At 72.9% G+C, this 21,213-nt stretch carries 24 protein-coding genes; 9 read left to right on the forward strand and 15 right to left on the reverse strand.

All coding sequences use genetic code 11. The features are described from left to right. Nucleotides 1-3: 3 nt before the first annotated feature. From mtrA to ACEY2A_RS06405, 5 genes are all read right to left on the reverse strand, one after another. On the reverse strand, nucleotides 4-723 hold the full coding sequence (gene mtrA / locus ACEY2A_RS06385; RefSeq protein ID WP_374927765.1) for an MtrAB system response regulator MtrA: 720 nt from the start codon (nucleotides 721-723) through the stop codon (nucleotides 4-6). 56 nt (nucleotides 724-779) lie between these two features. Continuing rightward, complete coding sequence (locus ACEY2A_RS06390; RefSeq protein WP_374927766.1) at nucleotides 780-2,183, reverse strand: mycothione reductase; 1,404 nt, start codon at nucleotides 2,181-2,183, stop codon at nucleotides 780-782. Nucleotides 2,184-2,245: 62 nt separating this feature from the next. Next, nucleotides 2,246-3,406 (reverse strand): SIS domain-containing protein, encoded by a 1,161-nt coding sequence (locus ACEY2A_RS06395; RefSeq protein ID WP_374927767.1) that lies wholly within the window; start codon nucleotides 3,404-3,406, stop codon nucleotides 2,246-2,248. A 1-nt stretch (nucleotide 3,407) separates the two neighbouring features. Further along, nucleotides 3,408-4,871 (reverse strand): phosphomannomutase/phosphoglucomutase, encoded by a 1,464-nt coding sequence (locus tag ACEY2A_RS06400; RefSeq protein ID WP_374927768.1) that lies wholly within the window; start codon nucleotides 4,869-4,871, stop codon nucleotides 3,408-3,410. A gap of 22 nt (nucleotides 4,872-4,893) precedes the next feature. Further along, complete coding sequence (locus ACEY2A_RS06405) at nucleotides 4,894-5,259, reverse strand: DUF3499 domain-containing protein (protein WP_374927769.1); 366 nt, start codon at nucleotides 5,257-5,259, stop codon at nucleotides 4,894-4,896. 24 nt (nucleotides 5,260-5,283) lie between these two features. Here ACEY2A_RS06405 and ACEY2A_RS06410 point away from each other — a divergent pair, with 24 nt between their 5' ends. Next, nucleotides 5,284-5,700, forward strand: coding sequence for a hypothetical protein (locus tag ACEY2A_RS06410; RefSeq protein WP_374927770.1), 417 nt, complete (start codon nucleotides 5,284-5,286; stop codon nucleotides 5,698-5,700). 9 nt (nucleotides 5,701-5,709) lie between these two features. Here the strand turns inward: ACEY2A_RS06410 and ACEY2A_RS06415 are convergent, their stop codons facing one another. After that, a complete protein-coding gene (locus ACEY2A_RS06415; protein ID WP_012802322.1) occupies nucleotides 5,710-5,976 on the reverse strand; it encodes a WhiB family transcriptional regulator in 267 nt (88 codons plus the stop codon). Nucleotides 5,977-6,119: 143 nt separating this feature from the next. Next, entirely contained in the window at nucleotides 6,120-7,148 is a 1,029-nt protein-coding gene (locus tag ACEY2A_RS06420) for a DNA-3-methyladenine glycosylase family protein (RefSeq protein ID WP_374927771.1), read from the reverse strand. A gap of 113 nt (nucleotides 7,149-7,261) precedes the next feature. Here ACEY2A_RS06420 and ACEY2A_RS06425 point away from each other — a divergent pair, with 113 nt between their 5' ends. The 3 genes from ACEY2A_RS06425 to ACEY2A_RS06435 are packed head-to-tail and all read left to right on the forward strand — an operon-like array spanning nucleotide 7,262 to nucleotide 9,455. Then, on the forward strand, nucleotides 7,262-7,969 hold the full coding sequence (locus ACEY2A_RS06425; RefSeq protein ID WP_374927772.1) for a TIGR03089 family protein: 708 nt from the start codon (nucleotides 7,262-7,264) through the stop codon (nucleotides 7,967-7,969). A gap of 30 nt (nucleotides 7,970-7,999) precedes the next feature. Then, nucleotides 8,000-8,779 carry a CoA transferase subunit A gene (locus ACEY2A_RS06430; protein WP_374927773.1) on the forward strand — a complete coding sequence of 260 codons (780 nt, stop codon included), beginning with the start codon at nucleotides 8,000-8,002 and terminating at the stop codon, nucleotides 8,777-8,779. A gap of 1 nt (nucleotide 8,780) precedes the next feature. Continuing rightward, complete coding sequence (locus ACEY2A_RS06435; RefSeq protein WP_374927774.1) at nucleotides 8,781-9,455, forward strand: CoA transferase subunit B; 675 nt, start codon at nucleotides 8,781-8,783, stop codon at nucleotides 9,453-9,455. 22 nt (nucleotides 9,456-9,477) lie between these two features. On the opposite strand, the gene ACEY2A_RS06440 is transcribed toward ACEY2A_RS06435, so the two are convergent. Next, a complete protein-coding gene (locus ACEY2A_RS06440) occupies nucleotides 9,478-10,452 on the reverse strand; it encodes a glycosyltransferase family 2 protein (RefSeq protein WP_374927775.1) in 975 nt (324 codons plus the stop codon). Nucleotides 10,453-10,555: 103 nt separating this feature from the next. Here ACEY2A_RS06440 and ACEY2A_RS06445 point away from each other — a divergent pair, with 103 nt between their 5' ends. From ACEY2A_RS06445 to ACEY2A_RS06455, 3 genes are read left to right on the forward strand one after another with little or no spacing between them, the layout of a single operon-like run. Further along, nucleotides 10,556-11,842 carry an LCP family protein gene (locus ACEY2A_RS06445; RefSeq protein WP_374927776.1) on the forward strand — a complete coding sequence of 429 codons (1,287 nt, stop codon included), beginning with the start codon at nucleotides 10,556-10,558 and terminating at the stop codon, nucleotides 11,840-11,842. After that, nucleotides 11,839-12,516 carry an AzlC family ABC transporter permease gene (locus ACEY2A_RS06450; protein ID WP_374927777.1) on the forward strand — a complete coding sequence of 226 codons (678 nt, stop codon included), beginning with the start codon at nucleotides 11,839-11,841 and terminating at the stop codon, nucleotides 12,514-12,516. Before ACEY2A_RS06445 ends, ACEY2A_RS06450 begins: the two co-directional genes overlap by 4 nt. Then, the gene (locus tag ACEY2A_RS06455; protein ID WP_374927778.1) at nucleotides 12,513-12,881 is read left to right on the forward strand and encodes an AzlD domain-containing protein; all 369 of its coding nucleotides are present in this window, start codon (nucleotides 12,513-12,515) and stop codon (nucleotides 12,879-12,881) included. Before ACEY2A_RS06450 ends, ACEY2A_RS06455 begins: the two co-directional genes overlap by 4 nt. Before the next feature lie 38 nt (nucleotides 12,882-12,919). Here ACEY2A_RS06455 and ACEY2A_RS06460 read toward each other — a convergent pair whose 3' ends face one another. Both ACEY2A_RS06460 and ACEY2A_RS06465 read right to left on the reverse strand, forming a co-directional pair. Then, on the reverse strand, nucleotides 12,920-14,128 hold the full coding sequence (locus tag ACEY2A_RS06460) for a polysaccharide deacetylase family protein (protein WP_374927779.1): 1,209 nt from the start codon (nucleotides 14,126-14,128) through the stop codon (nucleotides 12,920-12,922). 202 nt (nucleotides 14,129-14,330) lie between these two features. Then, nucleotides 14,331-14,876 carry a polysaccharide deacetylase family protein gene (locus ACEY2A_RS06465; protein ID WP_374927780.1) on the reverse strand — a complete coding sequence of 182 codons (546 nt, stop codon included), beginning with the start codon at nucleotides 14,874-14,876 and terminating at the stop codon, nucleotides 14,331-14,333. A 31-nt stretch (nucleotides 14,877-14,907) separates the two neighbouring features. Between ACEY2A_RS06465 and ACEY2A_RS06470 the strand changes: the two genes are divergently transcribed. Then, the gene (locus ACEY2A_RS06470; RefSeq protein WP_374927781.1) at nucleotides 14,908-15,528 is read left to right on the forward strand and encodes a hypothetical protein; all 621 of its coding nucleotides are present in this window, start codon (nucleotides 14,908-14,910) and stop codon (nucleotides 15,526-15,528) included. 253 nt (nucleotides 15,529-15,781) lie between these two features. Here ACEY2A_RS06470 and ACEY2A_RS06475 read toward each other — a convergent pair whose 3' ends face one another. From ACEY2A_RS06475 to ACEY2A_RS06495, 5 genes are all read right to left on the reverse strand, one after another. Next, a complete protein-coding gene (locus ACEY2A_RS06475) occupies nucleotides 15,782-16,588 on the reverse strand; it encodes a polysaccharide deacetylase family protein (protein WP_374927782.1) in 807 nt (268 codons plus the stop codon). A gap of 226 nt (nucleotides 16,589-16,814) precedes the next feature. Further along, complete coding sequence (locus ACEY2A_RS06480) at nucleotides 16,815-17,984, reverse strand: acyl-CoA dehydrogenase family protein (protein WP_374927783.1); 1,170 nt, start codon at nucleotides 17,982-17,984, stop codon at nucleotides 16,815-16,817. A gap of 68 nt (nucleotides 17,985-18,052) precedes the next feature. Next, a complete protein-coding gene (locus ACEY2A_RS06485; protein WP_374927784.1) occupies nucleotides 18,053-18,625 on the reverse strand; it encodes an NYN domain-containing protein in 573 nt (190 codons plus the stop codon). After that, a complete protein-coding gene (gene purE / locus ACEY2A_RS06490) occupies nucleotides 18,625-19,164 on the reverse strand; it encodes a 5-(carboxyamino)imidazole ribonucleotide mutase (RefSeq protein ID WP_374929981.1) in 540 nt (179 codons plus the stop codon). Before purE ends, ACEY2A_RS06485 begins: the two co-directional genes overlap by 1 nt. A gap of 41 nt (nucleotides 19,165-19,205) precedes the next feature. Next, nucleotides 19,206-20,438, reverse strand: coding sequence for a 5-(carboxyamino)imidazole ribonucleotide synthase (locus ACEY2A_RS06495; RefSeq protein ID WP_374927785.1), 1,233 nt, complete (start codon nucleotides 20,436-20,438; stop codon nucleotides 19,206-19,208). Between the two features lie 64 nt (nucleotides 20,439-20,502). On the opposite strand from ACEY2A_RS06495, the gene ACEY2A_RS06500 reads away from it, so the two are divergent. Then, a complete protein-coding gene (locus ACEY2A_RS06500) occupies nucleotides 20,503-21,210 on the forward strand; it encodes a GtrA family protein (protein ID WP_374927786.1) in 708 nt (235 codons plus the stop codon). Nucleotides 21,211-21,213: the final 3 nt, after the last annotated feature.

Genomic DNA, 21,213 nt, shown 5'->3' on the forward strand with positions numbered 1-21,213 from the left:
GCGTCAGCTGCTCGTGGGGGCGCCGGCGCGGTAGCCCACGCCCCGCACCGTCTGCACGATGGTGGGGTTCTCCGGGTCGCTCTCGATCTTGGCCCGCAGGCGCTGCACGTGCACGTTCACCAGCCGCGTGTCACCGGCGTGCTGGTAGCCCCACACCTGCTCCAGCAGCGTCTCCCGGCTGAACACCTGCATCGGCTTGCGGGCAAGCGCCACCAGGAGGTCGAACTCCAGGGGCGTGAGCGGGATCACCCTGCCCCCGCGTTCCACGATGTGGCTCTCCACGTCGATGGTGAGATCACCCACCGCGAGCTGGGCCTGCTGGGGCGGGGTGTAGCGGCGCATCCGGGCCCGGGTCCGCGCCAGGAGCTCCTGCGGACGGAAGGGCTTCTGCACGTAGTCGTCCGCGCCGGCCTCCAGGCCGCTCACCACGTCGTGGGTGTCGGTGCGGGCCGTCAGCATGATGATGGGCACCCCGGACTCCGACCGGATCTCCCGGCAGACCGACATCCCGTCCTTGCCCGGGAGCATCACGTCGAGCAGCACCAGGTCCGGGTTGGTCGCCCGGAACGCGGACAGGGCACGGGCCCCGTCGCCGCAGGTGCTCACCCGCCACCCCTCCTTGGTCAGGACGATGCCCAGCATCTCCGCCAGCGCCGAGTCGTCGTCGACGACGAGGACATGGCCCAGGGCAGAGCTGTCACGTTGCGGGTGTGCGGCAACCATGGGCGCATGGTAACGAATTGGCAAAGGTTCCCCGCCGCCCGTGGCGCCTGTTCCGCTCAGGTGGTGGGATCCTGCGGCGCGTCGAGCTCCAACGACAACAGAGCGTTCTCCACCACCTCCGAGAGGGCCGGGTGCGGCCAGTAGCGACCCCGGGCCCAGGCGTGGGCGTGCTCACCGCTGAGGACCGCCTCGCCCAGCAGGTTGACGAGGGTGGCAGCCTGGTGGCCCATCACCCATCCGCCCAGGACCGCGCCGGTCTGGGCGTCCGCCACGACCCCACAGCGTCCCTGGGTGTCCTCCATGGCCCAGCCGTACGCCACGCTCGCGTACTCCTGCTCGTGGCACACCACACGGTGCCCCGCGTCCCGCGCCTCCTGCGGCGTCATGCCCACCACGCCGATCTCCGGGTGCGAGAACACGCCGGCCACCACCGGCACGGTGGGGAACTCCCGCAGGTCGTCCGGGTGGGTCAGGTTGTGGGACACCACCCGGGCCTGGGCGTTCGCCACGTGCTTGAGCATCACCGGGTCGCGGACGTCCCCCAGGGCCCACACACCCGGGGCGCTCGTGCGGCCGTGGGTGTCGGTCACCACGAAGCCGTGCTCGTCGGTCTCGACCCCCGCGGCGTCGAGCCCCAGCGCCGGGGTGTTGGGGCGTCGCCCGGTGGCCACCAGCACGCAGTCGGTGCGCAGGGTGGTGCCGTCGCCGAGCTCCAGGACTGCTCCGCCGTCCTGCTCACGGGCAGACGCCACCTCGGTGCCGAAGCGCACGTCCCAGGTGCGGGTGGCGATCTCGGCGAACCGCTCGTTGAGCTCCTCGGGGAGTCCCTTGAGGAGCTGCTGGCCCCGCACCAGCAGCGTCACCCGGGAGCCCAGGGAGCCGAAGATGTGGGCGAACTCCACCGCTACCACACCGCCCCCCACGATCGTGAGGTGCTCGGGCAGCTCCTCCAGCCGCATGATGCTCCGGTTGGTGTGGGCCACCGAGTCCATGAGCGGCTCCAGGGCGGGGGGCACGAACGGCGCGGAGCCGGTCGCGATGACCACCTGGTCGGCGGTGAGGTGGGCCGTGCCCCCCTCAGCCAGGTCCACCTCGATCTCCCGCTCACCGGTGAAGCGCGCCCACCCCTCGTAGAGGTCCGTCCCCTCGGAGGCGCGCCGGTACTCCGCGCCGCCGATGCTGATCGGGTCGATGCGCTCGAACACCCGGTCACGGACGTCCTGCCAACGCACCCGACGCAGCTCGGCGTCGATGCCGAAGCGCTCACTGTCACGCACCGTGTCGGCGATCCCGGCGGCCCACACGAACATCTTGGTGGGGATGCACCCGTTGTTCAGGCAGGTCCCCCCGAAGACTCCCCCCTCCACCACGGCCACGCGCAGGTCGGCGTGGTCGGACTGGGGCACGGAGTTGCCCGAGCCCGATCCGATGATGACGAGGTCGTAGTGCTCAGCGCTCATGCGCCCAGCCTAGGCAGGGCACCGAGCACCCCCCGACACCGGTGCACCGCGCAGGCGGTCGGTCAGGCGAGGTCGCGCAGGTCGGCCAGGTGCGGCGAGCGCGAGGGGTCCAGGCCCAGCCCGATGGCCAGGTAGGTGGCGGTGAAGTCGACCCGCCCCACCAGGTGCGCGAGGTCCACCAGCGCCTGGTCGCCCGTGGCCAGGCAGTCCACGACGCGCACACCGGCATCGGAGGCCAGCGAGGAGACGTGGCCGGCCATGGAGCCGAGCTCCCCGCGCCCCAGCAGCCACAGGCCGAGCGGGGTCTGGGCGGGGGCGTCAAGGAAGGGGTCGGCGAAGATGTCGCGGCCCCCGTCGGACGCCTGGCCCCGGTCGGTGGTGGCGTTCCACCCGTCACCGGTGGCGTAGGGACCGTCGAAGCAGGCCACCACCTCCCCGGCGGAGTGCGGCAGCTCCCCGGCGGTGGCGGGGATGCGGGAGGTGCGGCTGAGCATGCTGGCCGCACGCCGGGCCGCCACACCCGCCACGGGTCCGTCACCCAGGGCGATCGGGATGGTCTCGGCCAGGGACAGCGCGGCCACCTTGGCGGGGTTCACGAAGGAGGCGGAGTCGGGACGGCACTCCTCGGCCACCGCGTCCAGGGTGGCGGCCATGCCCTCCCACAGGTCGTCGGGCACCTCCAGCAGGCCCACCTCGCGCAGCCCCAGCAGCACCGGCACGAGCAGCCCCCAGAACGCGGTGCGCGAGCTGACGGGCCCCTGCCCCACGGGCACGTGCACGCCGCGGGCGCGCTGTGCCGCATCGGCCAGCGGGGTGTCGGCGGCTCCCACGGTGAGCACCGCCGCGCCCCGGCGGGCGGCGTCGTGGGCCAGCGTGACCGCGGCGGTCTCCTGCCCGGAGAGGGAGACCGCGACCACCAGGTCCAGCGGCCCCACCCAGGCCGGCAGCGGCCCGGTGTTCAGCGTGTGCACGGCCGTGGGTGAGCCCTGCTCCACCACCATGTTCACCACATCGCCCACCAGGGAGGTGCCCCCGGCGGCCACGACGATCACCGAGCGGGGACGGTGCGCGGCGGCGAGCCGCTCGATGCCGGCCTCCCCCGCCAGGGTCACCGCCTGCCGCACCTGCGCCCCGGCCGTGGCAAGCGCCCACAGGGTGCCGGCGGCGTCGCACCGGGCCAGGTGGTCTGTGTCGTCCAGGACCTCGTCCTCGATGAAGGGCATCTCAGCCGTCCTGCCGCACGAGGTCCAGCACCGCGTCCCGCACGCGCTCCATGAGCTCGGCCGACTCCGCCTCCACGTTGAGGCGCAGCAGCGGCTCGGTGTTGGAGGCCCGCAGGTTGGCGCGCCAGTAGCCCACCGGCTCGCCCTCGAGCGTGCTGCCGGTGAGCGTGAGGCCGTCCAGGCGGTCCGGCGCAGCGCCCTGTCCCTCACCCCAGGCGGCGACGCGGTCGGTGGCCGATGCGGCGTCCTCCACCCGGGAGTTGATCTCACCGCTGGCCGGGTACTTCTCGTACGGCGCCATGAGCTCCGAGAGGGTGCCGGAGTGCTCACCCAGCGCGGCCAGCACGTGCAGGGCCGCGAGCATGCCGGTGTCGGCGAACCAGAAGTCCTTGAAGTAGTAGTGCGCGGAGTGCTCTCCACCGAAGACGGCGTCGTGGGCGGCCATCTCGTCCTTGATGAAGGAGTGCCCCACCCGGGTGCGCACCGGCCGCGCACCAGCAGCCTCGATGACCTCGGGGACCACCTGCGAGGCGATCGCGTTGTGCACCACGGCCACCTCGGCGGCCGGGGTGCCCTGGGCCACGGCCCGGTCGATCTCGCGCTGCGCCACCAGGGCGGTGATGGCGCTGGGCGTCACCGGCTCGCCACGCTCGTCCACCACGAAGCAGCGGTCGGCGTCGCCGTCGAAGGCCAGGCCGATGTCGGCGCCGTGCTCGCGGACGGCGGCCTGCAGGTCGCGCAGGTTCTCCGGCTCCAGCGGGTTGGCCTCGTGGTTGGGGAAGCTGCCGTCCAGCTCGAAGTAGAGCGGCTCCACGCGCAGCGAGTCCACCACCGTGTCGTCCCCCTGGCCCAGGACCACCGGGACCGTGTGGCCGGCCATGCCGTTGCCCGCGTCGACCACGACGTGGAGCGGACGGGCACCGGTGAGATCCACCAGGGAGCGCAGGTGCTCGGCGTAGGCACCGGTCAGGTCGCGGTGCTCCACCGTGCCCTGCGAGGCCGCGGCGGGGCGCTCGTGGACGTCGCCCCGGTCGAGCACCCACTGGGCCAGGTCACGCACCTCGGCCAGGCCACTGTCCTGACCGACCGGGCGGGCGCCGGGCCGGCACAGCTTGATGCCGTTGTACTGGGCGGGGTTGTGCGAGGCCGTGAACATGGCGCCCGCGAGGTCCAGGTGCCCGGCGGCGAAGTAGAGGCCGTCGGTGGAGCACAGGCCGATGTGGGTGACGTCCACCCCGTGCAGCGCGAGCCCGGCTGCGAAGGCCTCGGAGAGCTCCGGGCTGCTGGGGCGCATGTCGTGGCCGATCGCCACGCCGTCGATGCCCTCCGGCAGCACCACGGTCTGGGCGAAGGCCTCCCCCAGCGCCCGCGCCACGCGGGGGTTCAGCTGGTCCGGGACCAGGCCTCGGACGTCGTAGGCCTTGACGAACTCGGCCAGCGGGGGCTGTGTCGGCTGGGTGCTCATGGACGCACAGGCTAGTGCGCGCTCAGCGGTCGTCGTCTCCCGACACCAGACGGAGCCGTGGCGGGCGAGGGAGGGTTCCGGACTGCTCCGGCTCCGGGGCGCGCCCTGCCTTCTGGTCACGCACCGCATCGGCCAGCGCGGCGATGTCGGCCACCGAGCCGGTGGGGTCGTCGAGATCGATCGACAGGCGCATCACCTGCCAACCCCGCGGCGCGGTCAGGCGCGAGGTGTGGTCGGCACAGAGGTCGTAGACGTGGGGCTCGGACTCGGTGGCCAGGGGCCCCACCACCACGGTCTGCTCGCCGTAGACGTAGGTGAGGGTCGAGGCGGCCGGCTGGGAGCACCCCACCTTGCTGCAGAGACGTGGGCTGGATTCGTGGGTCGGCACAGGGCGCAGACTACGCTCGTGGCCATGGAGCGCTCGTCCTCCCGCGCCGGGAACCGCACGCGGCGGCGGATGCTGCGCCGTGGGCGGGAGCTGCGCGGCCCCATCAGCCTCGCCGCCGTCCCGGGACGGCGGTCGAGACAGGCAGCGTTCGAGGAGGTGGCCCGTACTGCCACGGGCCGGGTGGCGCGCCGAGCGGGTCTCGGGGAGGACCAGTGGGAGCTCACCGTGCTGGTGGCCCCGGATGCCGGAACGGAGGCGACCGCTCGTCAGGGCCGGGTGCTCCAGCAGGACGGTCGGTGGCAGGTGGTGCTCCACCGCCTCGCCCTCGACGGGCAGGCGGTGGGGGCGGCGGAGGTCGAGCTCCTCGTGGAGACGGTCGTCGCCGACCTGCTGGCGCAGGCGCTGGGGCTCGACCCCGATGCCCTCCAGGAGGGCGACTGACGCGGTGCGTCAGGCAGTGAAGACGGCGCGTCGCTTGAGCTTGCGGCGCTCCCGCTCGGAGAGGCCGCCCCAGATGCCGAAGCGCTCGTCGTTCTCCAGGGCGTAGTCCAGGCACTCGGAGCGCACGTCGCACCCGGTGCAGACGCGCTTGGCCTCGCGCGTGGAGCCACCCTTCTCGGGGAAGAAGGCCTCCGGGTCGGTCTGGGCGCACAGGGCGCGCTCCTGCCAACTGGGCACGGCCTGCTCGGGATGTCCGACGATCTGAAGTTCGTGCACGGTTTCCTCCTCGACCCTGGGGCCCGTCAGCACGTGGTGTGTCGCGTGGTGGGTGTCCCGTCCGGTCGGTCCGGGCGGGTGGCCGTCCACCCTGGGTGGGAGACGACCCGACGAACGAATTACACCGGTGCAACTCCCGCGCGTCAAGCCCGCCCTTCGCGCTCCGATGGTGTATGGCGCCCTCGTGCGACGGGCAGGTGCGTTCGGGGGGCCATCCGGGGCCCGCGCCGTTCGGCACCACTCCCGGCACCCGTACCCCCGCGGCTCAGGAGCAGCTGCACCCGGTAGCGGTGCCCGGCGTAGGGTGCCAGCGCCCGCGCGAGATCGCGATCGTCACCAGCCACACCCGTCAGTGCCCGGGTGATGCGACCGGCCACGTGGTAGTCGCGCCAGCTCACCGCATCGGCATCCCCCAGCGCACGCTGGGCCACCTCGGCGGCGGTCCAGACCCCGAGCCCGGGCACGGTGCGCACCATCCGGTGGGCACGCTCCAGACAGACCGTGTCCATCGATGCGGTGAGCTCGGCCAGGCGCTCCAGTGCGGTGGCCGACCGGGCAGCGTGGAGGACCGCCCCGGAGCGGGCGGCATCGATGCCGGCGGTGATCCACACCCAGGAGGGCACCCGCAGCACGGCCGTCGGGTCGGGCGGTACGCGCAGCCCCCGGTCGCCGGCGGGCCCCGGGGCCGGCTGCCCCGCCGCCGCCACCAGGGAGCGGTAGCCCGCGAAGGCCTCCTGCCCGGTGACCTTCTGCTCGATGACGGCAGGCAGGAGGGCGTCCCAGACCCTGCGGCTGCGCATCACCCGCACCCTCGGGGACCAGTGCGCGTGGGCCCGGACCAGGGGCACGTGCACGGGGCGGAAGTCCTGCGGGCGGTCGCGCGCTCCCAGGAGCTCCGGCACCCCGTCGAGCAGCCACTCCACGGCCCCCGCGGACCCCCAGGCGCGGGCGTGGACCTCCCGCGGCGCGGACGGGGAGGTGCCCAGGTGGAGGGTGCCCGGCCCGGCCGGCGTGTTGGCCGCCAGCACGAACTGGCCGGCGCCGGGCAGCATCGTGGTGAGGTCCCCCGCCCCCCGACGCAGGCTGCCGAGGGTGGCCTGCAGGTCCACCGACCAGTCCGCGCGCCAGATCCGCGTGCCCTCGAGCACGGTCGGTGCGGCGGACGAGGTCATGTGTCCAGTGTGCCGCCCGGGCCGTACGATGCACGCACGGCCCACCGGCCGCACACCGCGCCCGACGGCGCACCCCCTCACGCACGCGCCCCGAGCGCGGGAAGGCCCTGTAGATGACCACACCGGCAACGGTGCTGGAGCAGTTGACCACCCACCACCCGCAGTCCCCCCGACTCACCTGCTTCGACGACGAGCGGGCCGAGCGCATCGAGCTCTCAGGCGCCGTGCTCGTCAACTGGATCTCCAAGGCGGCCAACGTGCTCCAGGAGGAGTTCGACGTGGAGCCGGGCTCGATCGTGGCGATCGACCTGCCCACCGGCCACTGGCGCACCGCCTACTGGGCCCTGGCCACCTGGGCGGTGGGAGCCGCAGTCGCCCTGGACGCGCACGAGGGTGCCGACGTCCTGGTGACCACCTCCCCCGCATCGGACCTCGCGGACGACTCCGACGAGGTGGTGGCGGTCACCCTGCGCGCCCTCGCCCGCGAGTGGGACGGCGAGGACCTGCCCAGCGGCGTGTTCGACGAGGCGGCCCAGCTGGCCAGCTTCGGCGACGGATTCACGCCCTGGCACGACATCGACGAGGACGACCCCGCCCTCATCCGCGAGGGCGAGCGCTGGACGATGGCCGACGTGGTGCCTCCCTCCGAGGGGGGCCGGGTGCTCGTTGCGGCCACCGACCCCGCATCCCACCTGCGCACCGTGGTCGGCACCTGGTCGGCGGGCGGTTCGGTGGTCACCGTGGTGGGCACCAGCCCGGTGGACCCCACCGAGTCCCGCATGGTGAGCGAGGGCGTCACGGGGGTCGCACCGACCGGGTGACGCCGGTCACCCCCCGGTAGGGTTGCGGGCATGGACAAAGTCGTCGCTTCAGCCCGCGAGGCCATCGAGGGCCTCGAGAACGGAATGCGCGTTGCCGTCGGAGGCTTCGGCCTGTGCGGCATCCCGCAGGTGCTCATCGAGGAGGTGCACGCCGCCGGGACCACCGACCTCGAGGTGATCTCCAACAACTGTGGCGTGGACGGCTGGGGGCTGGGGGTCCTGCTGGACGCCGGGCGCCTGCGCCGCGTGGTGGCCTCCTACGTCGGGGAGAACAAGGAGTTCGCCCGCCAGTACCTGGAGGGCGAGCTCGAGGTGGAGCTCACCCCGCAGGGCACCCTCGCCGAGAAGCTCCGCGCTGCCGGCACCGGCCTGGCGGGCTTCTGGACCCGCACCGGGGTGGGCACCCGGGTGGCCGAGGGCGGCATGCCCTGGAAGTACGACTCCGAGGGCAACGTGACCACCGAGTCCCCCGCCAAGGAGACCCGCGAGTTCACGATGCTGGACGAGACCCACGAGTACGTGCTCGAGGAGTCCCTCCCCTGCGACTTCGCCCTGGTGCGGGCCGCCAAGGGTGACCGCCACGGAAACCTGGTCTTCAACAAGACCGCCGCCAACTTCAACCCGGTGGCCGCCATGGCCGGCCGCATCGCCGTGGCCGAGGTCGAGGAGCTCGTGGAGCCCGGGGAGATCGACCCCCAGGACGTGGACCTGCCGGGCGTCTTCATCAAGCGCGTGCTGGCGCTCACCCCCGAGCAGGCCGCCGACAAGCGCATCGAGAAGCGCACCCTCACCGAGACGCAGGAGGCCTGACATGGCGCTGACCCGTGAGCAGATGGCCGCCCGCGCAGCCCAGGAGCTGCAGGACGGCGACTACGTGAACCTGGGCATCGGCCTGCCGACCCTGGTGCCGAACTACGTGGACGACGACGTGGAACTGGTGCTCCAGTCCGAGAACGGCATCCTCGGGGTGGGCCGCTACCCCACCGAGGAGGAGCTGGACGCCGACCTCATCAACGCCGGCAAGGAGACGGTCACGGTGCGCCGTGGCGCGAGCTTCTTCGACTCGTCCCTGAGCTTCGGCATGATCCGCGGGGGCAAGATCGACGCGGCCATCCTGGGCGCCATGCAGGTCTCGGCCGCCGGCGACATCGCCAACTGGATGATCCCCGGCAAGATGGTCAAGGGCATGGGCGGCGCCATGGACCTGGTGCACGGTGCCCAGAAGGTCATCGTGCTCATGGAGCACGTGGCCAAGGACGGCTCCCACAAGATCGTCCAGGAGTGCTCCCTGCCCCTCACCGGCAAGCAGGTGGTGCAGCGCATCATCACCGACCTGTGCGTCATGGACGTCACCGAGGACGGCCTGGTGCTGCGCGAGCTGGCGGAGGGTGTGACCGAGGACCAGGTCCGCGAGGCCACCGGCCCGGACTTCCGTGTGGAGCTCAGCGACACCTCCATCGAGGACGAGGTCTCCGACCAGGCGTGACCCGCGGCGGGGTCACCGCGGCTCAGCGCCCGGAGATCTCCCGCCGCAGGGCGGCGGGGCTGCTGAGGAAGCCCCACCCCCAGGCCATGTGCATCGTGGCCACCACGGCAGGCACCCGCAGCGCGACGGCGGGTGCCTGTTCGCGTGCCTCCCACAGGCCCCCCGCGGTCACCGCCGCCAGGTAGCCCCCCGGCAGCAGCCAGGCCGGGCGCCAGGCCAGGCCGGCCACAGCACCCACCGCGCAGGCCACCAGGGCTGTGGGCGGGGCGAGGTAGCGCAGGTTGATGGAGCCCTCGTGCGTCGCGGCCACGACCCGGCGCCAGCGCCCGTAGTCCCGGTACTGGCGGGCCAGTGCGCGCAGCGAGCGCCGCGGGCGGTAGTCCACCCGCATCGCGGGCGTGAACCAGACGACTCCCCCGGCCTGGCGGATGCGCCAGTTCATCTCCCAGTCCTGCGCGCGGTCGAAGCGGGGGTCGTAGCCGCCCACGCGGTCCAGCCACTCCCTCCGGAACGACCCGAGGTAGACGGTGTCGGACTCCCCCTCCTCACCCCCGGTGTGGAACCGGGCACCGCCCACCCCCAGCGGCGAGCCCATGGCCACGGCCACGGCGCGCTCGAAGTCCGTGCGCCCCACGGCGTGCATGACCCCACCCACGTTGGCCGCACCGGTGCGCTCCAGCACCTCCACGGCCGTGCGCAGGTACCCCGGGGAGAGCTCACCGTGGGCATCCACGCGCACCACCACCGGGTGCCGGGCCACCCGCAGGGCCGCGTTCAGCCCGTCGGGGGTGCGCCCGCTCGGGTTCTCGATGACGGTGACGCGCGGGTCCCGCGCGGCCAGACCCGTGGCCACCTCCCAGGTGCGGTCGGTCGAGGGTCCACAGGCCAGCACCAGCTCCAGCTCCCCGGGGGCGTCCTGTGCGAGCACCGCCGCCACGGAGTCCGCGAGATCCGCCTCCTCGTTCAGGACGGGCATGATCACGCTGATGGCTGTCATGGGCCCATTGTGCGGTGCCCCCTGCTCACAACTCGCGCACACACGCCGCGCTGCCCACGCGCCCGTCCCCCGCTTCCCAGCGAGGTGGCATACGCTCGCCATCGTGACCGACCGTGACGACGAGCTGCGGCGCCGACACCCTGAGGCGGGTGGATCGAGGCGGGACCGTGACGACAGGGGGCGGCGACGCGTGACCTCCCGCGCCGTGCCGCCCGACCCTGCGCCGCGCGGGCTGCGCGACGAGCGACAGGCCGACCCCGGGCCCCGCGACGCCCACCACAGCGGGTACGACGATCGGTACGGCAGCCGCTACGACCACCGCGGCGGGTACGACGCCCGGTACGACCACCCTCGCGACCCCCGTGACGCACCCCGGGACGGGGGCCCGCCCGAGGTGACCCCGGACGGCCGTCCGCGGTCAGGTCGTCGCCGCAGGCGTCGTGGCCCCGTGCGCAAGATCCTCACCGGCCTGGTGGTGCTGCTGGCCGTTTGGCTCCTTGCCACGGGCGCAGCCATCTTCGACTCCTGGCGCTCCGTGGGCCGCACCGACGCGATGCCCACCTGGGAGGGCCGCCCGGGCGACACCGCCGGGCGCAACTACCTGCTGGTGGGTTCCGACGCGCGCGAGACCCTCACCCCCGAGCAGCGCAAGCGGCTCGGCACCGGCCGCACGGAGGGCCGGCGCACGGACACCATCATGCTGGTCCACGTGCCCACCTTCGGCACGCCCACCCTGGTCTCGATCCCCCGCGACTCCTACGTGCCCATCCGGGGCATGGGCGAGAACAAGATCAACGCGAGCTACAACGTGGGCGGCGCGCCGCTCCTCATCGACACCGTGGAGCAGAACACCGGGCTGAGGATCGACGGGTACGCCGAGATCGGCTTCAGCGGCTTCGCCGACGTCGTCGACAGCCTGGGCGGGGTGGAGATCTGCCCCAAGACCGACATCGTCGACCCCAGGGCCCATCTCGACATCCGGGCCGGGTGCCAGACCATGGACGGCGTGACGGCGCTGGGCTTCGTCCGCGCCCGCTACTTCGACCCGCGGGGCGACCTCGGCCGGGTGGAGCGCCAGCGGCAGTTCCTCAACGCCATCAGCAAGCAGGCCATGACGCCCTCCACGCTGCTCCTGCCCTGGGAGCTGCACGACGTGGGGACCGCCGTGGCCCCCGCCCTGACCGTGGACGAGCACGACTCGATGCTGGAGATCGGCATGGCGCTGAACGCCGTGCGCCGGGCCAGCGGCGGCGACAACCAGGTGACCGTCCCGGTCAGCGACTCCACCCTGCGCACCGAGCACGGCTGGGCCGTGAAGTGGGACGAGGAGCGGTCCGGCGCCCTCTTCGAGGCCCTGCGAGAGGGCGACGACATCCCGTCCGGGCTGTGACCCCCGCCGAGCGGGCCGGGTGGTCCGTCGGTTTCGCCACCGGTCTGTACGGCATCTCCTTCGGCGCCCTGGCGGTGGCCTCCGGGCTGAGCGCCCTGCAGGCCATCGCCCTCTCGGCACTGATGTTCACCGGCGGGTCCCAGTTCGCCTGGATCGGCGTCGTGGGCGCCGGAGGCAGCGGGGCTGCGGCCACCGGCGCAGCCACGCTGCTGGGTGTCCGCAACACCGTCTACGCCATGCGCCTGAGCACCCTGGTGCCCCCGCGCTCCCTCACGGAGCGGGCCACGATGGCGCAGCTCACCATCGACGAGTCGACGGCCGTCGCGGTGGGCCAGGAGTCCCCCGACGAGCGACGCCGGGGATTCTGGGCCGCCGGCTGGGGCGTCTACCTGTTCTGGGTGGCCTTCAGTGCGCTGGGCGCGGTGGCGGGTGACCGCATCGGCGACCTGCGGGCCCTGGGGTTGGACGGTGCGGCGGTGGCGGCCTTCACCGGACTGCTGTGGCCCCATCTCCGCGACCGCCGACCAGTGGCCGTCGCCGTGCTCGCGGCCGTGGTCACGCTGGCCCTGGTGCCCGCCGTGCCCGCCGGCCTGCCCATCCTCGGCGCGGCGCTGGTGGCAGCGATCGCCGGGTGGCTGGCCCGCCCTGCCGACCTGCGGGGGGCGGTGACGTGAACGCACTCCGGGTCCCCAGCCTGTCCCCCGTGACCGTGGCCGATGCGGGTGACGCCGTCTCGTGGGGGTGGCTGCTGGCGGCGTGCGGCCTGGCCTTCGGCCTGAAGCTGGCCGGCTACCTGTTGCCCCGCAGCGTGCTGGAACGCCCCGCGGCCCTGCACGTGGCGGCCATGGTCACGGTGGGCCTGCTGGCCGCGTTGACGGTGATGAACACCTTCACCAGCGGCCGGGAGCTCACGGTGGACGCCCGCATCGCCGCACTGGTGGTGGCCGTCGTCGCGCTGCGGATGCGGGCACCCTTCCTGCTCGTGGTCGTGCTCGGCGCCGCGAGTGTGGCGGTCGTGCGCGCCCTCGGGTGGGGGTGACCCCCTCCCGAGGGCGGCGGGTCAGGCCCGACGTGCGGTCAGCAGCCGGGCAGCGCCTCGAAGGTGTAGCCCTTGGCCGCGAGCGTCGTCAGCGCCCGGTCCACGCCCTCCACGGTCTGCGACCGGTTGCCGCCACCGTCGTGCATCACGTACACGGCGCCCGGGCGGGCACCCTTCACGACCGAGTCGGCGATGGCCCTGGCCCCGGGACGCTTCCAGTCCTCCGGGTCCACGCTCCACAGCCAGGACCAGCGGTAACCCACCTTGCCCGCGGCCACGTGCACCGCATCGTTCACCGCCCCATAGGGAGGGCGGAGGCACTCACCGTTCCCGATCACCTCCCGCGTGGAGGCGAGCTGCTGGCGCACCTGGGCCGAGGACAACGAGGTGAGGTCCTTGTGGTCCCAGCTGTGGTTGCCCACGGCGTGCCCGGCGTTGCGCACCTGCTTCACCAGGGACGGACGACGCGCGGCCTCGGTGCCCACCATGAAGAAGGTCGCGTGCGCCTCGTGCCGGCGCAGCACCTCCAGCATCTGCGGGGTGTAGGTCGGGTGGGGGCCGTCGTCGAAGGTCAGGTAGACCACCTTGCGGTCGGTGTCCACGCGGCTCTTGCGCTGCGCCGGGCGGTCCGGGGGCGTGGGGGACGTGACGGAGGTGGAGACCCACCGGTGGTTGCCGATGCGCTGCCAGCCGTTGACCACCGGTCCCCGCAGGCGGGTGCCGGCCGGTACCCGGTCCACCACGCTGTTCCGCGTGGACGGCCCGTAGCGGACGTTCACGGCCCCGGTCGTGTAGCGCGTCTGCTGGGCCTTCACCGGTCGCAGGTGCTCCAGCAGCGCCCACTGCCCGGGCTTCAGGCGGAGCCAGCCGTTCATGGTGTGGGAGGCCTCGAGCACGTCACCGGGTGACAGGGTGCGGACCGCCCTGTTGGTCCACCGGGGCCCGGTCCGCACGGTGGTGCTGCGTGTGGCGACGTACAGGTCGAGGGACTGGCTGGCGGGCGCCGTGGCCTCGCGGGGGGCGGGCGATGCGCCATCGATCACGGCGGCCTCGGCGAGCGTCACCGGCTGCGGCAGGACGGGCCCGAGCTCCGGGTGAGCCTCGTGAGGCACGGCACTGGCGCCCGTCGCCACGAGGGTGGCGGTGGCCAGTGCGACCACCCCCCGTCGCAGGCCGCGCGGACGGCGGCGCGTGGTGGTGCGTGTGGTGGTGCGTGTGGTGGTGCGTGTGGTGGCGTGCGTGGTCATGGTGTTTCCTCCCCCGGGGGACCACCGGTCCCCCCTCAGCGACACCGACCCCCTCCGAGTCGGTGGCCGGCAGGGGCCCCGTGCTCCCCGGGCCCGGTACCTGCCGACGTCTCGATGCTAGGGGCAGCCCCAGCACGGCCACCAGAACAGGCGCATCACAGGTGGCACACAGTTTCCTCACGGCCTGTGCCGGGAGAGCCCCTCAGCAGCCGGGGAGTGCCTCGAAGGACCACCCCTGGGCCGCCAACCGGGTCAGGGCCCGGTCCAGTGCCTCCACCGTCTGTGACCGGTCGATGCCGCCGTCGTGCATGAGCTGCACCGCCCCGGGGCTGGCGCCCTCCAGGATGCTGGCAGTGATGGCGGGAACTCCGGGCTCGGTCCAGTCCCGGGTGTCCACGCTCCAGTGCCACACCTGGCGGTAACCGGCCACACCGGCTGCGGCGTGGACCTCCGCGTTGCTGGCGCCGTAGGGGGCACGCAGGCAGCGGCCCGGGCCGGTCACCTCACGCGTCCTGATCAGCTGCTGCTGGACCGCATCCCCCGACAGGGTGGTCAGCCACGGGTGGTCCCAGGTGTGGTTGCCCACGGCGTGACCGTCACGTCGCACCTTCTCGACCAGCCCCGGGTGGCGCGCCGCCTCCTCCCCCACCATGAAGAAGGTTGCCTGTGCGTCGTGCGCGCGCAGGACCGAGAGCACCTGCGGGGTGAAGACGGGGTCGGGGCCGTCGTCGAAGGTCAGGTACAGCACCTTGCCGGCCGCGGGGACGGTCTGGTGCAGCGTGGCGGGCGGCGCTGCCGGGGGCGCGGGATTCGCGGGGGTCGGCGTGGGCGTGGCTGATGGGGTGGGCTTCGGCGTCGGTGTGGGTGCCGTGGGCGTGGCTGATGGGGTGGGCTTCGGCGTCGGTGTGGGTGCCGTGGGCGTGGCTGATGGGGTGGGCTTCGGCGTCGGTGTCGGCGTGGGTGCCGTGGGCGTGGCCGATGGGGTGGGCTTCGGCGTCGGTGTGGGTGCCGTGGGCGTGGCCGACGGGGTGGGCTTCGGCGCAGGTGTCGGCACCGCCGTCGGTGTGGGCGAAGGCGTCGCCGTGCGCGGGGGCACCGCGGCCTCGGAGGGCGACGGCGTGATCGACGAGGCAGCGGAGCGCGTCGCAGACGCAGTGGACGACGGCGACGGCGCGGCAGTGGCAGACGACGGCGACGGCGACGCCGACGGCGACGGAACCGGCGACGGAACCGGCGACCACAGCGACGTGGTGGGTGCCGGGCCGGGGACCGGGGCGGCGTCGGCAACCGCCAGCGTCGTGGTCTCTGTGTCCTCGGGCAGCAGGTGGTACGAGTTCGCCACGGCCGCAGAGGCGCCAATCACCGCTGTGACCACGAGCACCACCAGCCCGCGCCGGTGACTGAGAGTCCCTCGCGGAGTGCGCCTCTGGCCCCCTCGTTCCCCGCGCATGCGTCCCCTCCCTCGGGCTGCCCGCCCGTTCACTCATCGCCCCGCCGGGCCATTGTGCGCCCCGAGTCGTCCCCCCGGGGCCCCTGATGGTCACCACCAGGGCTCACGGTAGGGCACCCCCGTCACACCCGGTGACAGAGGGTGCCCTGACCGCCCCGGATTCCTGTCATCCGGCTGTCAGCCGGCTGCCCGGAGGCAGCGTCTCAGCGCCGGCCGCACTGGGAGAGCACCTTGAAGGTGTACCCCTGCTTCTTCAGGCGCGTGATCGACTGGTCCAGGGCCGCCACCGTCTGCGAGCGGTTCCCACCCCCGTCGTGCATGAGGATGATGCTTCCGGGGCGGGTGGTCCGCACCACCGTGTTCGTGATGGTCCGCACGCCCGGCCGGCGCCAGTCGTTGCTGTCGACGTTCCACAGCACCGAGTAGCGGATGCCGAGGGAGCCAGCCACGGTGTCGACCGTGCGGTTCACGGCGCCGTACGGCGGGCGGTAGCACCGGCTGCCACCGATCGCCCGGTCGGTGCGCTGCAGCTGTTGACGCACCGCTGCCGGGGACTGCCGGGTCAGCACGGGGTGGGAGAACGAGTGGTTGGCCACGACATGCCCCTGGGCAAGCAGGGACCGCAGCACCTTGGGGTTCCTCTGGGCGGCGTTGCCGACGACGAAGAAGGTGCCCTTCACGTGGTGCTTGCGCAGGACCTGGGCGACCCGCGGGGTCCAGCGCGGGTCGGGGCCGTCGTCGAAGGTCAGGTAGGCGACCTTCTGGCGGGTGTCGATGTGGTTGAGCCGCTTGGACGGGCGCAGGGTCGCCGCCTTCCCGGCGCCCACTCCCCAGTGCGATCGCACCTCCTGCTCGTTCCCCGGTGCGGGTGCGCCCGCCTGCTCGGCCACCACCGTGACGCCCCCGACCGGCTGGTCGTCCACAGCCACCGCCCCCGGTGCCACCAGCCCCATCCCCACCGTCGCCACCACCGCTGCGACCAGGCCACGCAGGACCCCCGCTCGACCCATCTCTGCCTCCCGACGATGCACGGTGGTCGGCGCCCCTGATGGCCCGACCCCCCGCTGGAGGGACCCCGCCCCTCCATCTCGAGCCTAGGGATCCGGCGCCGCCAGCAGCCCACTCCCGGGGGATGACCACCCCGTGCACAGCAGGGCGGCGCCCCTCCCGCAGGAGGAGCGCCGTGACCGGTCGACCCCGGATCCACCCACCGCAGGGGGTGTGCCCGGGCAGGGCTCAGGAGGGCAGGCCCTTGAGCAGCTGGCGGGCCATCACCATCCGCTGGATCTGGTTGGTGCCCTCGTAGATCTGGGTGATCTTGGCGTCGCGCATCATGCGCTCCACAGGGAAGTCCTTGGTGTAGCCGTAGCCACCGAAGAGCTGCACCGCATCGGTGGTGATCTCCATGGCCACGTCGGAGGCGAAGCACTTGGCTGCGGCGCCGAAGTAGGACAGCGCGGGGTCGTTGCGCTCGGACTTGGCCGCCGCGTTGTAGACCAGCTGGCGGGCGGCCTCCAGCTTCATGCCCATGTCGGCGAGCATGAACTGCACGCCCTGGAAGTCGCCGATGCGCTGCCCGAACTGCTCGCGCTGCTTGACGTAGTCCAGAGCCGCATCGAGTGCGCCCTGGGCGATGCCGATGGCCTGTGCCCCGATGGTGACGCGCGTGTGGTCCAGCGTCTGCAGGGCGATGGCCAGGCCACGCCCGCGCTCGCCCACCATGCGGTCGGCCGGGATCACGCAGTTCTCGAAGAGCAGTTCGCGGGTGGGCGAGCCCTTGATGCCCAGCTTGCTCTCCGGCTCGCCGAAGCTGAAGCCCTCGTCGCCCTTCTCCACCACGAAGGCCGTGATGTTCTTGCCGCGCTCGCCCTCGGGGTCGGTGACGGCCATGACCGTGTAGTACTCCGACACCCCGGCGTTGGTGATCCAGGACTTCTGGCCGTTCAGCACGAACGACCCGTCGGACTGCTCGATCGCCTTGCACTGCATGCCGGCGGTGTCCGACCCCGCGCCGGCCTCGGACAGGCCGTAGCTGAACATGGCGGTCCCCTCGGCCACCGGGGGCAGGTACTTCTGCTTGACCTCCTCGCTGGCGGCGAGGATCAGCGGCATCGTGCCCAGCTTGTTGACCGCCGGGATGAGCGAGCTCGAGGCACACCCGCGGGCGACCTCCTCGATGACGATGCAGGTCGCCAGGGCGTCGGCGCCCAGGCCCTCGTACTCCTCGGGGATGTGGGGAGCGTGGAAGGCCGTCTCGCGCAGCGCGTCGTAGGCCGCCTGCGGGAACTCCCCGGTCGCGTCCACCTCCGCCGCGGCGGGCGCGATCTTGTCGCGCACGAGGGGACGGATCGCCTCGCGGACGGTCTCGTGGAACTCGTTGGGCGTGTACAGGTCGAAGTCGCTCACCGGGCCATCGTACGGCCCGGTGGGTCGGGGCCGTGGCCGACATCACTCCGCGGTCGAACCTCCGTGGGTCAGAGGAACTCCAGCGGGTTGAACTCGGAGATCGGGATGATGCGCATGCGCGGCAGACGGGCGTTGAAGGCCTTCACGTCGTACTCGAGGTCGAAGGTCTCCATGCCCTGCTCCTCGAGCTCCACGAAGCCCGCGTTGCGGTACTCGCGGAAGCCCATCAGCCCCAGCCGCCGGTCCTCGTCGTCGAGCAGCGCGGTCATCTGCGGCAGGAAGTCGCCGTCGTGGCTCACCAGCACCACGTCGTCCTCGCGCTCGGCCAGCGCCTCCAGGGTCTTCTGGATGGCGATGTCGACGACCTTCTCGTCCGCGGCTCCGGACAGGGGGATCGGCTTGTAGCCGATGGCCATGAGGGCCTGCACGAAGTTCATGGGCAGGTGGTCCTCGCTCGCGGCGAGGAAGAACAGGCCGGTGACCGGCTGCTCCCAGGAGGACTGCACGTGGGTCAGCAGTCGCTCCCAACGGGGACGCTCGTCGGGCTGCGGACGACGGCCCAGGCAGTTGCCCAGGGTCGCGTCGATGTTCTCCCCGTCCACGAGGAGGTAGGTGGTCCGCTCGGCGACGGGGGTGCTCATCAACTGTCCTCGGGGGTCGGGGTGGGGGTCGTGCCCGACGGACGCTGCTCGCCCGCCGCCTGCAGCCTACGCGCGAGCGCCTCGCCCTTCGCGTGCGCCGCGTCCCGCAGGGAGACCTGGAAGTCCTCGATGCGGGCGCGCAGGGCCCGTGCCCGGTCGTCGTCCCCCGCGGCGAGGATGCGGGCGGCGAGCAGTCCCGCGTTCCGCGCCCCGCCGATGGAGACGGTGGCCACGGGCACACCGGCCGGCATCTGCACGATGGACAGCAGGGAGTCCATGCCGTCGAGCTGCTTGAGCGGCACCGGCACCCCGATCACGGGCAGCGGCGTCACGCTGGCGAGCATGCCCGGCAGGTGGGCCGCACCGCCGGCCCCGGCGATCACCACGCGGTAGCCCGCCCCGGCGGCATCGATGCCGTGCTGCAGCATCTCGGCCGGCATCCGGTGGGCGGAGACCACCTGCACGGTGTGGCTCACGCCGAGCTCCTCCAGGGCCTCGGCGGCCGCCTGCATCACGGGCCAGTCGCTGTCGGAGCCCATCACGATCGAGACGTCGGCGGGCGCTGCGTCGCGCAGGTGGGTCACGGGGTGTCTCCCTCGGTGGTGGGTGCGTCGTCGGTTCCCTCGAGCAGGCCGCGCGCGACCGCCGCACGCTGCCGCAGGTCGTCCAGGTCGTCACCGGCCACGGTCACGTGGCCGACCTTCCGGCCGGGGCGCACCTCCTTGCCGTAGAGGTGCAGGCGGGCGCCGGCGTCCTGGTCCATGACGCGACGGGAGGCCGCGTGCAGGTCCTCGGCCGAACCGCCCAGCACGTTCGCCATGACGGTGTGCGGGCTGCGGGTGGTGGTCTCCCCCAGCGGCAGGTCCAGGACGGCACGCAGGTGCTGCTCGAACTGGTCGGTCACGGAGCCGTCCTGGGTCCAGTGGCCGGAGTTGTGGGGCCGCATGGCCAGCTCGTTGACCACCCAGCCGCGGTCGGTGTCCGTGGGCGCCCCGGTCTCGAAGATCTCCACGGCCATCACGCCGGTCACCCCCAGGTCCGCGGCCAGCTGCTCGGCCGCCCGGCGCACGTCCTGCGCCAGCGTCGGGTCCAGGTCCGATGCGGGGGCCTCCACCCGGGTGCAGATGCCCTGCTCCTGCACCGTGTGCACGACCGGCCAGGAACGCACCTCGCCGCCGGGGCGGCGCGCCACCATCACCGCGAGCTCCCGCGCGAAGGGCACGGCCTCCTCGGCGAGCAGCGGCTCGTCACCGGCGCGGTCGAACCACGCCCCGGCCCGCTCCAGGTCACCGGGGCCGGTCACCAGCATCACGCCCTTGCCGTCGTAGCCGCCGCGGGGGGTCTTGAGCACCACCGGCCACTCCCCGGCGGCGAACTCCTCCAGCTCCGCGGAGGAGCCCACCGCCTGCCAGCGGGGCATGGGCAGCCCGGCCTCCCCCAGCGCTCGCCGCATGACGATCTTGTCCTGGGCATGGAGCAGGGCCGCGGGCGAGGGGTGCAGGACCGCCCCCTCGGACTCCAGGGCCGCCAGCAGGTCGGCGGGCACGTGCTCGTGGTCGAAGGTCACGACGTCGCAGACGCGGGCGAGCTCCTGCAGCTGCTCCAGGTCGTCGGCGCGCCCGACGGGGGCGTGGGCGTAGACCTGGGCCGCTGCCGCGTCGGTGGACTCCGCGAGCACCACCACCCCCAGCCCCAGCTCCGTGGCGGGGCCGGCGCACATGCGCGCGAGCTGGCCGCCGCCGACGATGCCGACGACGGGCGCCCCCTGCGGGACGAGGGGGCGGGACATGGCACGGGGAGCGGCGTCGGTCACAGCGCGAGGATATCCACCGCGCGTTGGACCGCCGCACCGGTTGGCCCCGCGTACCGTGGGTCCAATGACCAGCGAGCACCACCATCCCACCGGACTTCGCCACGCCCTGGACGTCCTGTCCCGCGAGGCGAGCAAGTTCGGCGTCATCGGCCTGCTCGCCTTCATCATCGACACCGGTCTGTACAACCTCCTCATGTACGGGCCGGTGCTCTCCACCAACGCCGCCCCCGAGGGTGTGCTGGGGGACCACCCGCTCACCAGCAAGGTCGTGGCCACCGCCGTGGCCACCGCCTTCGCCTGGCTGGGCAACCGGTACTGGACCTTCCGCAGGACCCGCCGCGCCAACGTCACGCGTGAGGCGCTGCTGTTCATCGTCTTCAACATCCTGGGGCTGCTCATCGCCCTGATCTGCCTGTGGTTCAGCCACTACATCCTGGGCTTCCGCTCGCAGCTGGCCGACAACATCTCCGGCAACGGAGTGGGCCTGGTGCTGGGCACCCTCTTCCGCTTCTGGGCCTACCGCACCTTCGTGTTCACCGAGGAGCTGGGCGACTCGCTGGACCCCGACCACCCCCGCACCGTCCGGACCGACGACGGCCGCGTGCTCGAGGACGACGACTCCGAGCTGGTGCGCCCCTACGGCGTCGAGGAGCCGGAGGGCCGGCGCCACGCCCACCAGGACTCCGCGCCGGCCGCCTCCATGGACCCGGTCGAGCCCTCGGAGCCGATCGGGCCCACCGGCCCCGCACGCCCCATCGACACCGCTGCCTGACCC

Origin of the sequence: Kytococcus sedentarius (assembly GCF_041937525.1) — a bacterium.
GTDB lineage: Bacteria > Actinomycetota > Actinomycetes > Actinomycetales > Dermatophilaceae > Kytococcus > Kytococcus sedentarius_A.

Coding starts and splice junctions, on each gene's coding strand:
- mtrA (WP_374927765.1), bottom strand. CDS start 723: ATGGTTGCCGCACACCCGCAACGTGACAGCTCTGCCCTGGGCCATGTC.
- ACEY2A_RS06390 (WP_374927766.1), bottom strand. CDS start 2,183: ATGAGCGCTGAGCACTACGACCTCGTCATCATCGGATCGGGCTCGGGC.
- ACEY2A_RS06395 (WP_374927767.1), bottom strand. CDS start 3,406: ATGCCCTTCATCGAGGACGAGGTCCTGGACGACACAGACCACCTGGCC.
- ACEY2A_RS06400 (WP_374927768.1), bottom strand. CDS start 4,871: ATGAGCACCCAGCCGACACAGCCCCCGCTGGCCGAGTTCGTCAAGGCC.
- ACEY2A_RS06410 (WP_374927770.1), top strand. CDS start 5,284: ATGGAGCGCTCGTCCTCCCGCGCCGGGAACCGCACGCGGCGGCGGATG.
- ACEY2A_RS06420 (WP_374927771.1), bottom strand. CDS start 7,148: ATGACCTCGTCCGCCGCACCGACCGTGCTCGAGGGCACGCGGATCTGG.
- ACEY2A_RS06425 (WP_374927772.1), top strand. CDS start 7,262: ATGACCACACCGGCAACGGTGCTGGAGCAGTTGACCACCCACCACCCG.
- ACEY2A_RS06430 (WP_374927773.1), top strand. CDS start 8,000: ATGGACAAAGTCGTCGCTTCAGCCCGCGAGGCCATCGAGGGCCTCGAG.
- ACEY2A_RS06435 (WP_374927774.1), top strand. CDS start 8,781: ATGGCGCTGACCCGTGAGCAGATGGCCGCCCGCGCAGCCCAGGAGCTG.
- ACEY2A_RS06440 (WP_374927775.1), bottom strand. CDS start 10,452: ATGACAGCCATCAGCGTGATCATGCCCGTCCTGAACGAGGAGGCGGAT.
- ACEY2A_RS06460 (WP_374927779.1), bottom strand. CDS start 14,128: ATGACCACGCACGCCACCACACGCACCACCACACGCACCACCACACGC.
- ACEY2A_RS06475 (WP_374927782.1), bottom strand. CDS start 16,588: ATGGGTCGAGCGGGGGTCCTGCGTGGCCTGGTCGCAGCGGTGGTGGCG.
- ACEY2A_RS06485 (WP_374927784.1), bottom strand. CDS start 18,625: ATGAGCACCCCCGTCGCCGAGCGGACCACCTACCTCCTCGTGGACGGG.
- purE (WP_374929981.1), bottom strand. CDS start 19,164: ATGGGCTCCGACAGCGACTGGCCCGTGATGCAGGCGGCCGCCGAGGCC.
- ACEY2A_RS06500 (WP_374927786.1), top strand. CDS start 20,503: ATGACCAGCGAGCACCACCATCCCACCGGACTTCGCCACGCCCTGGAC.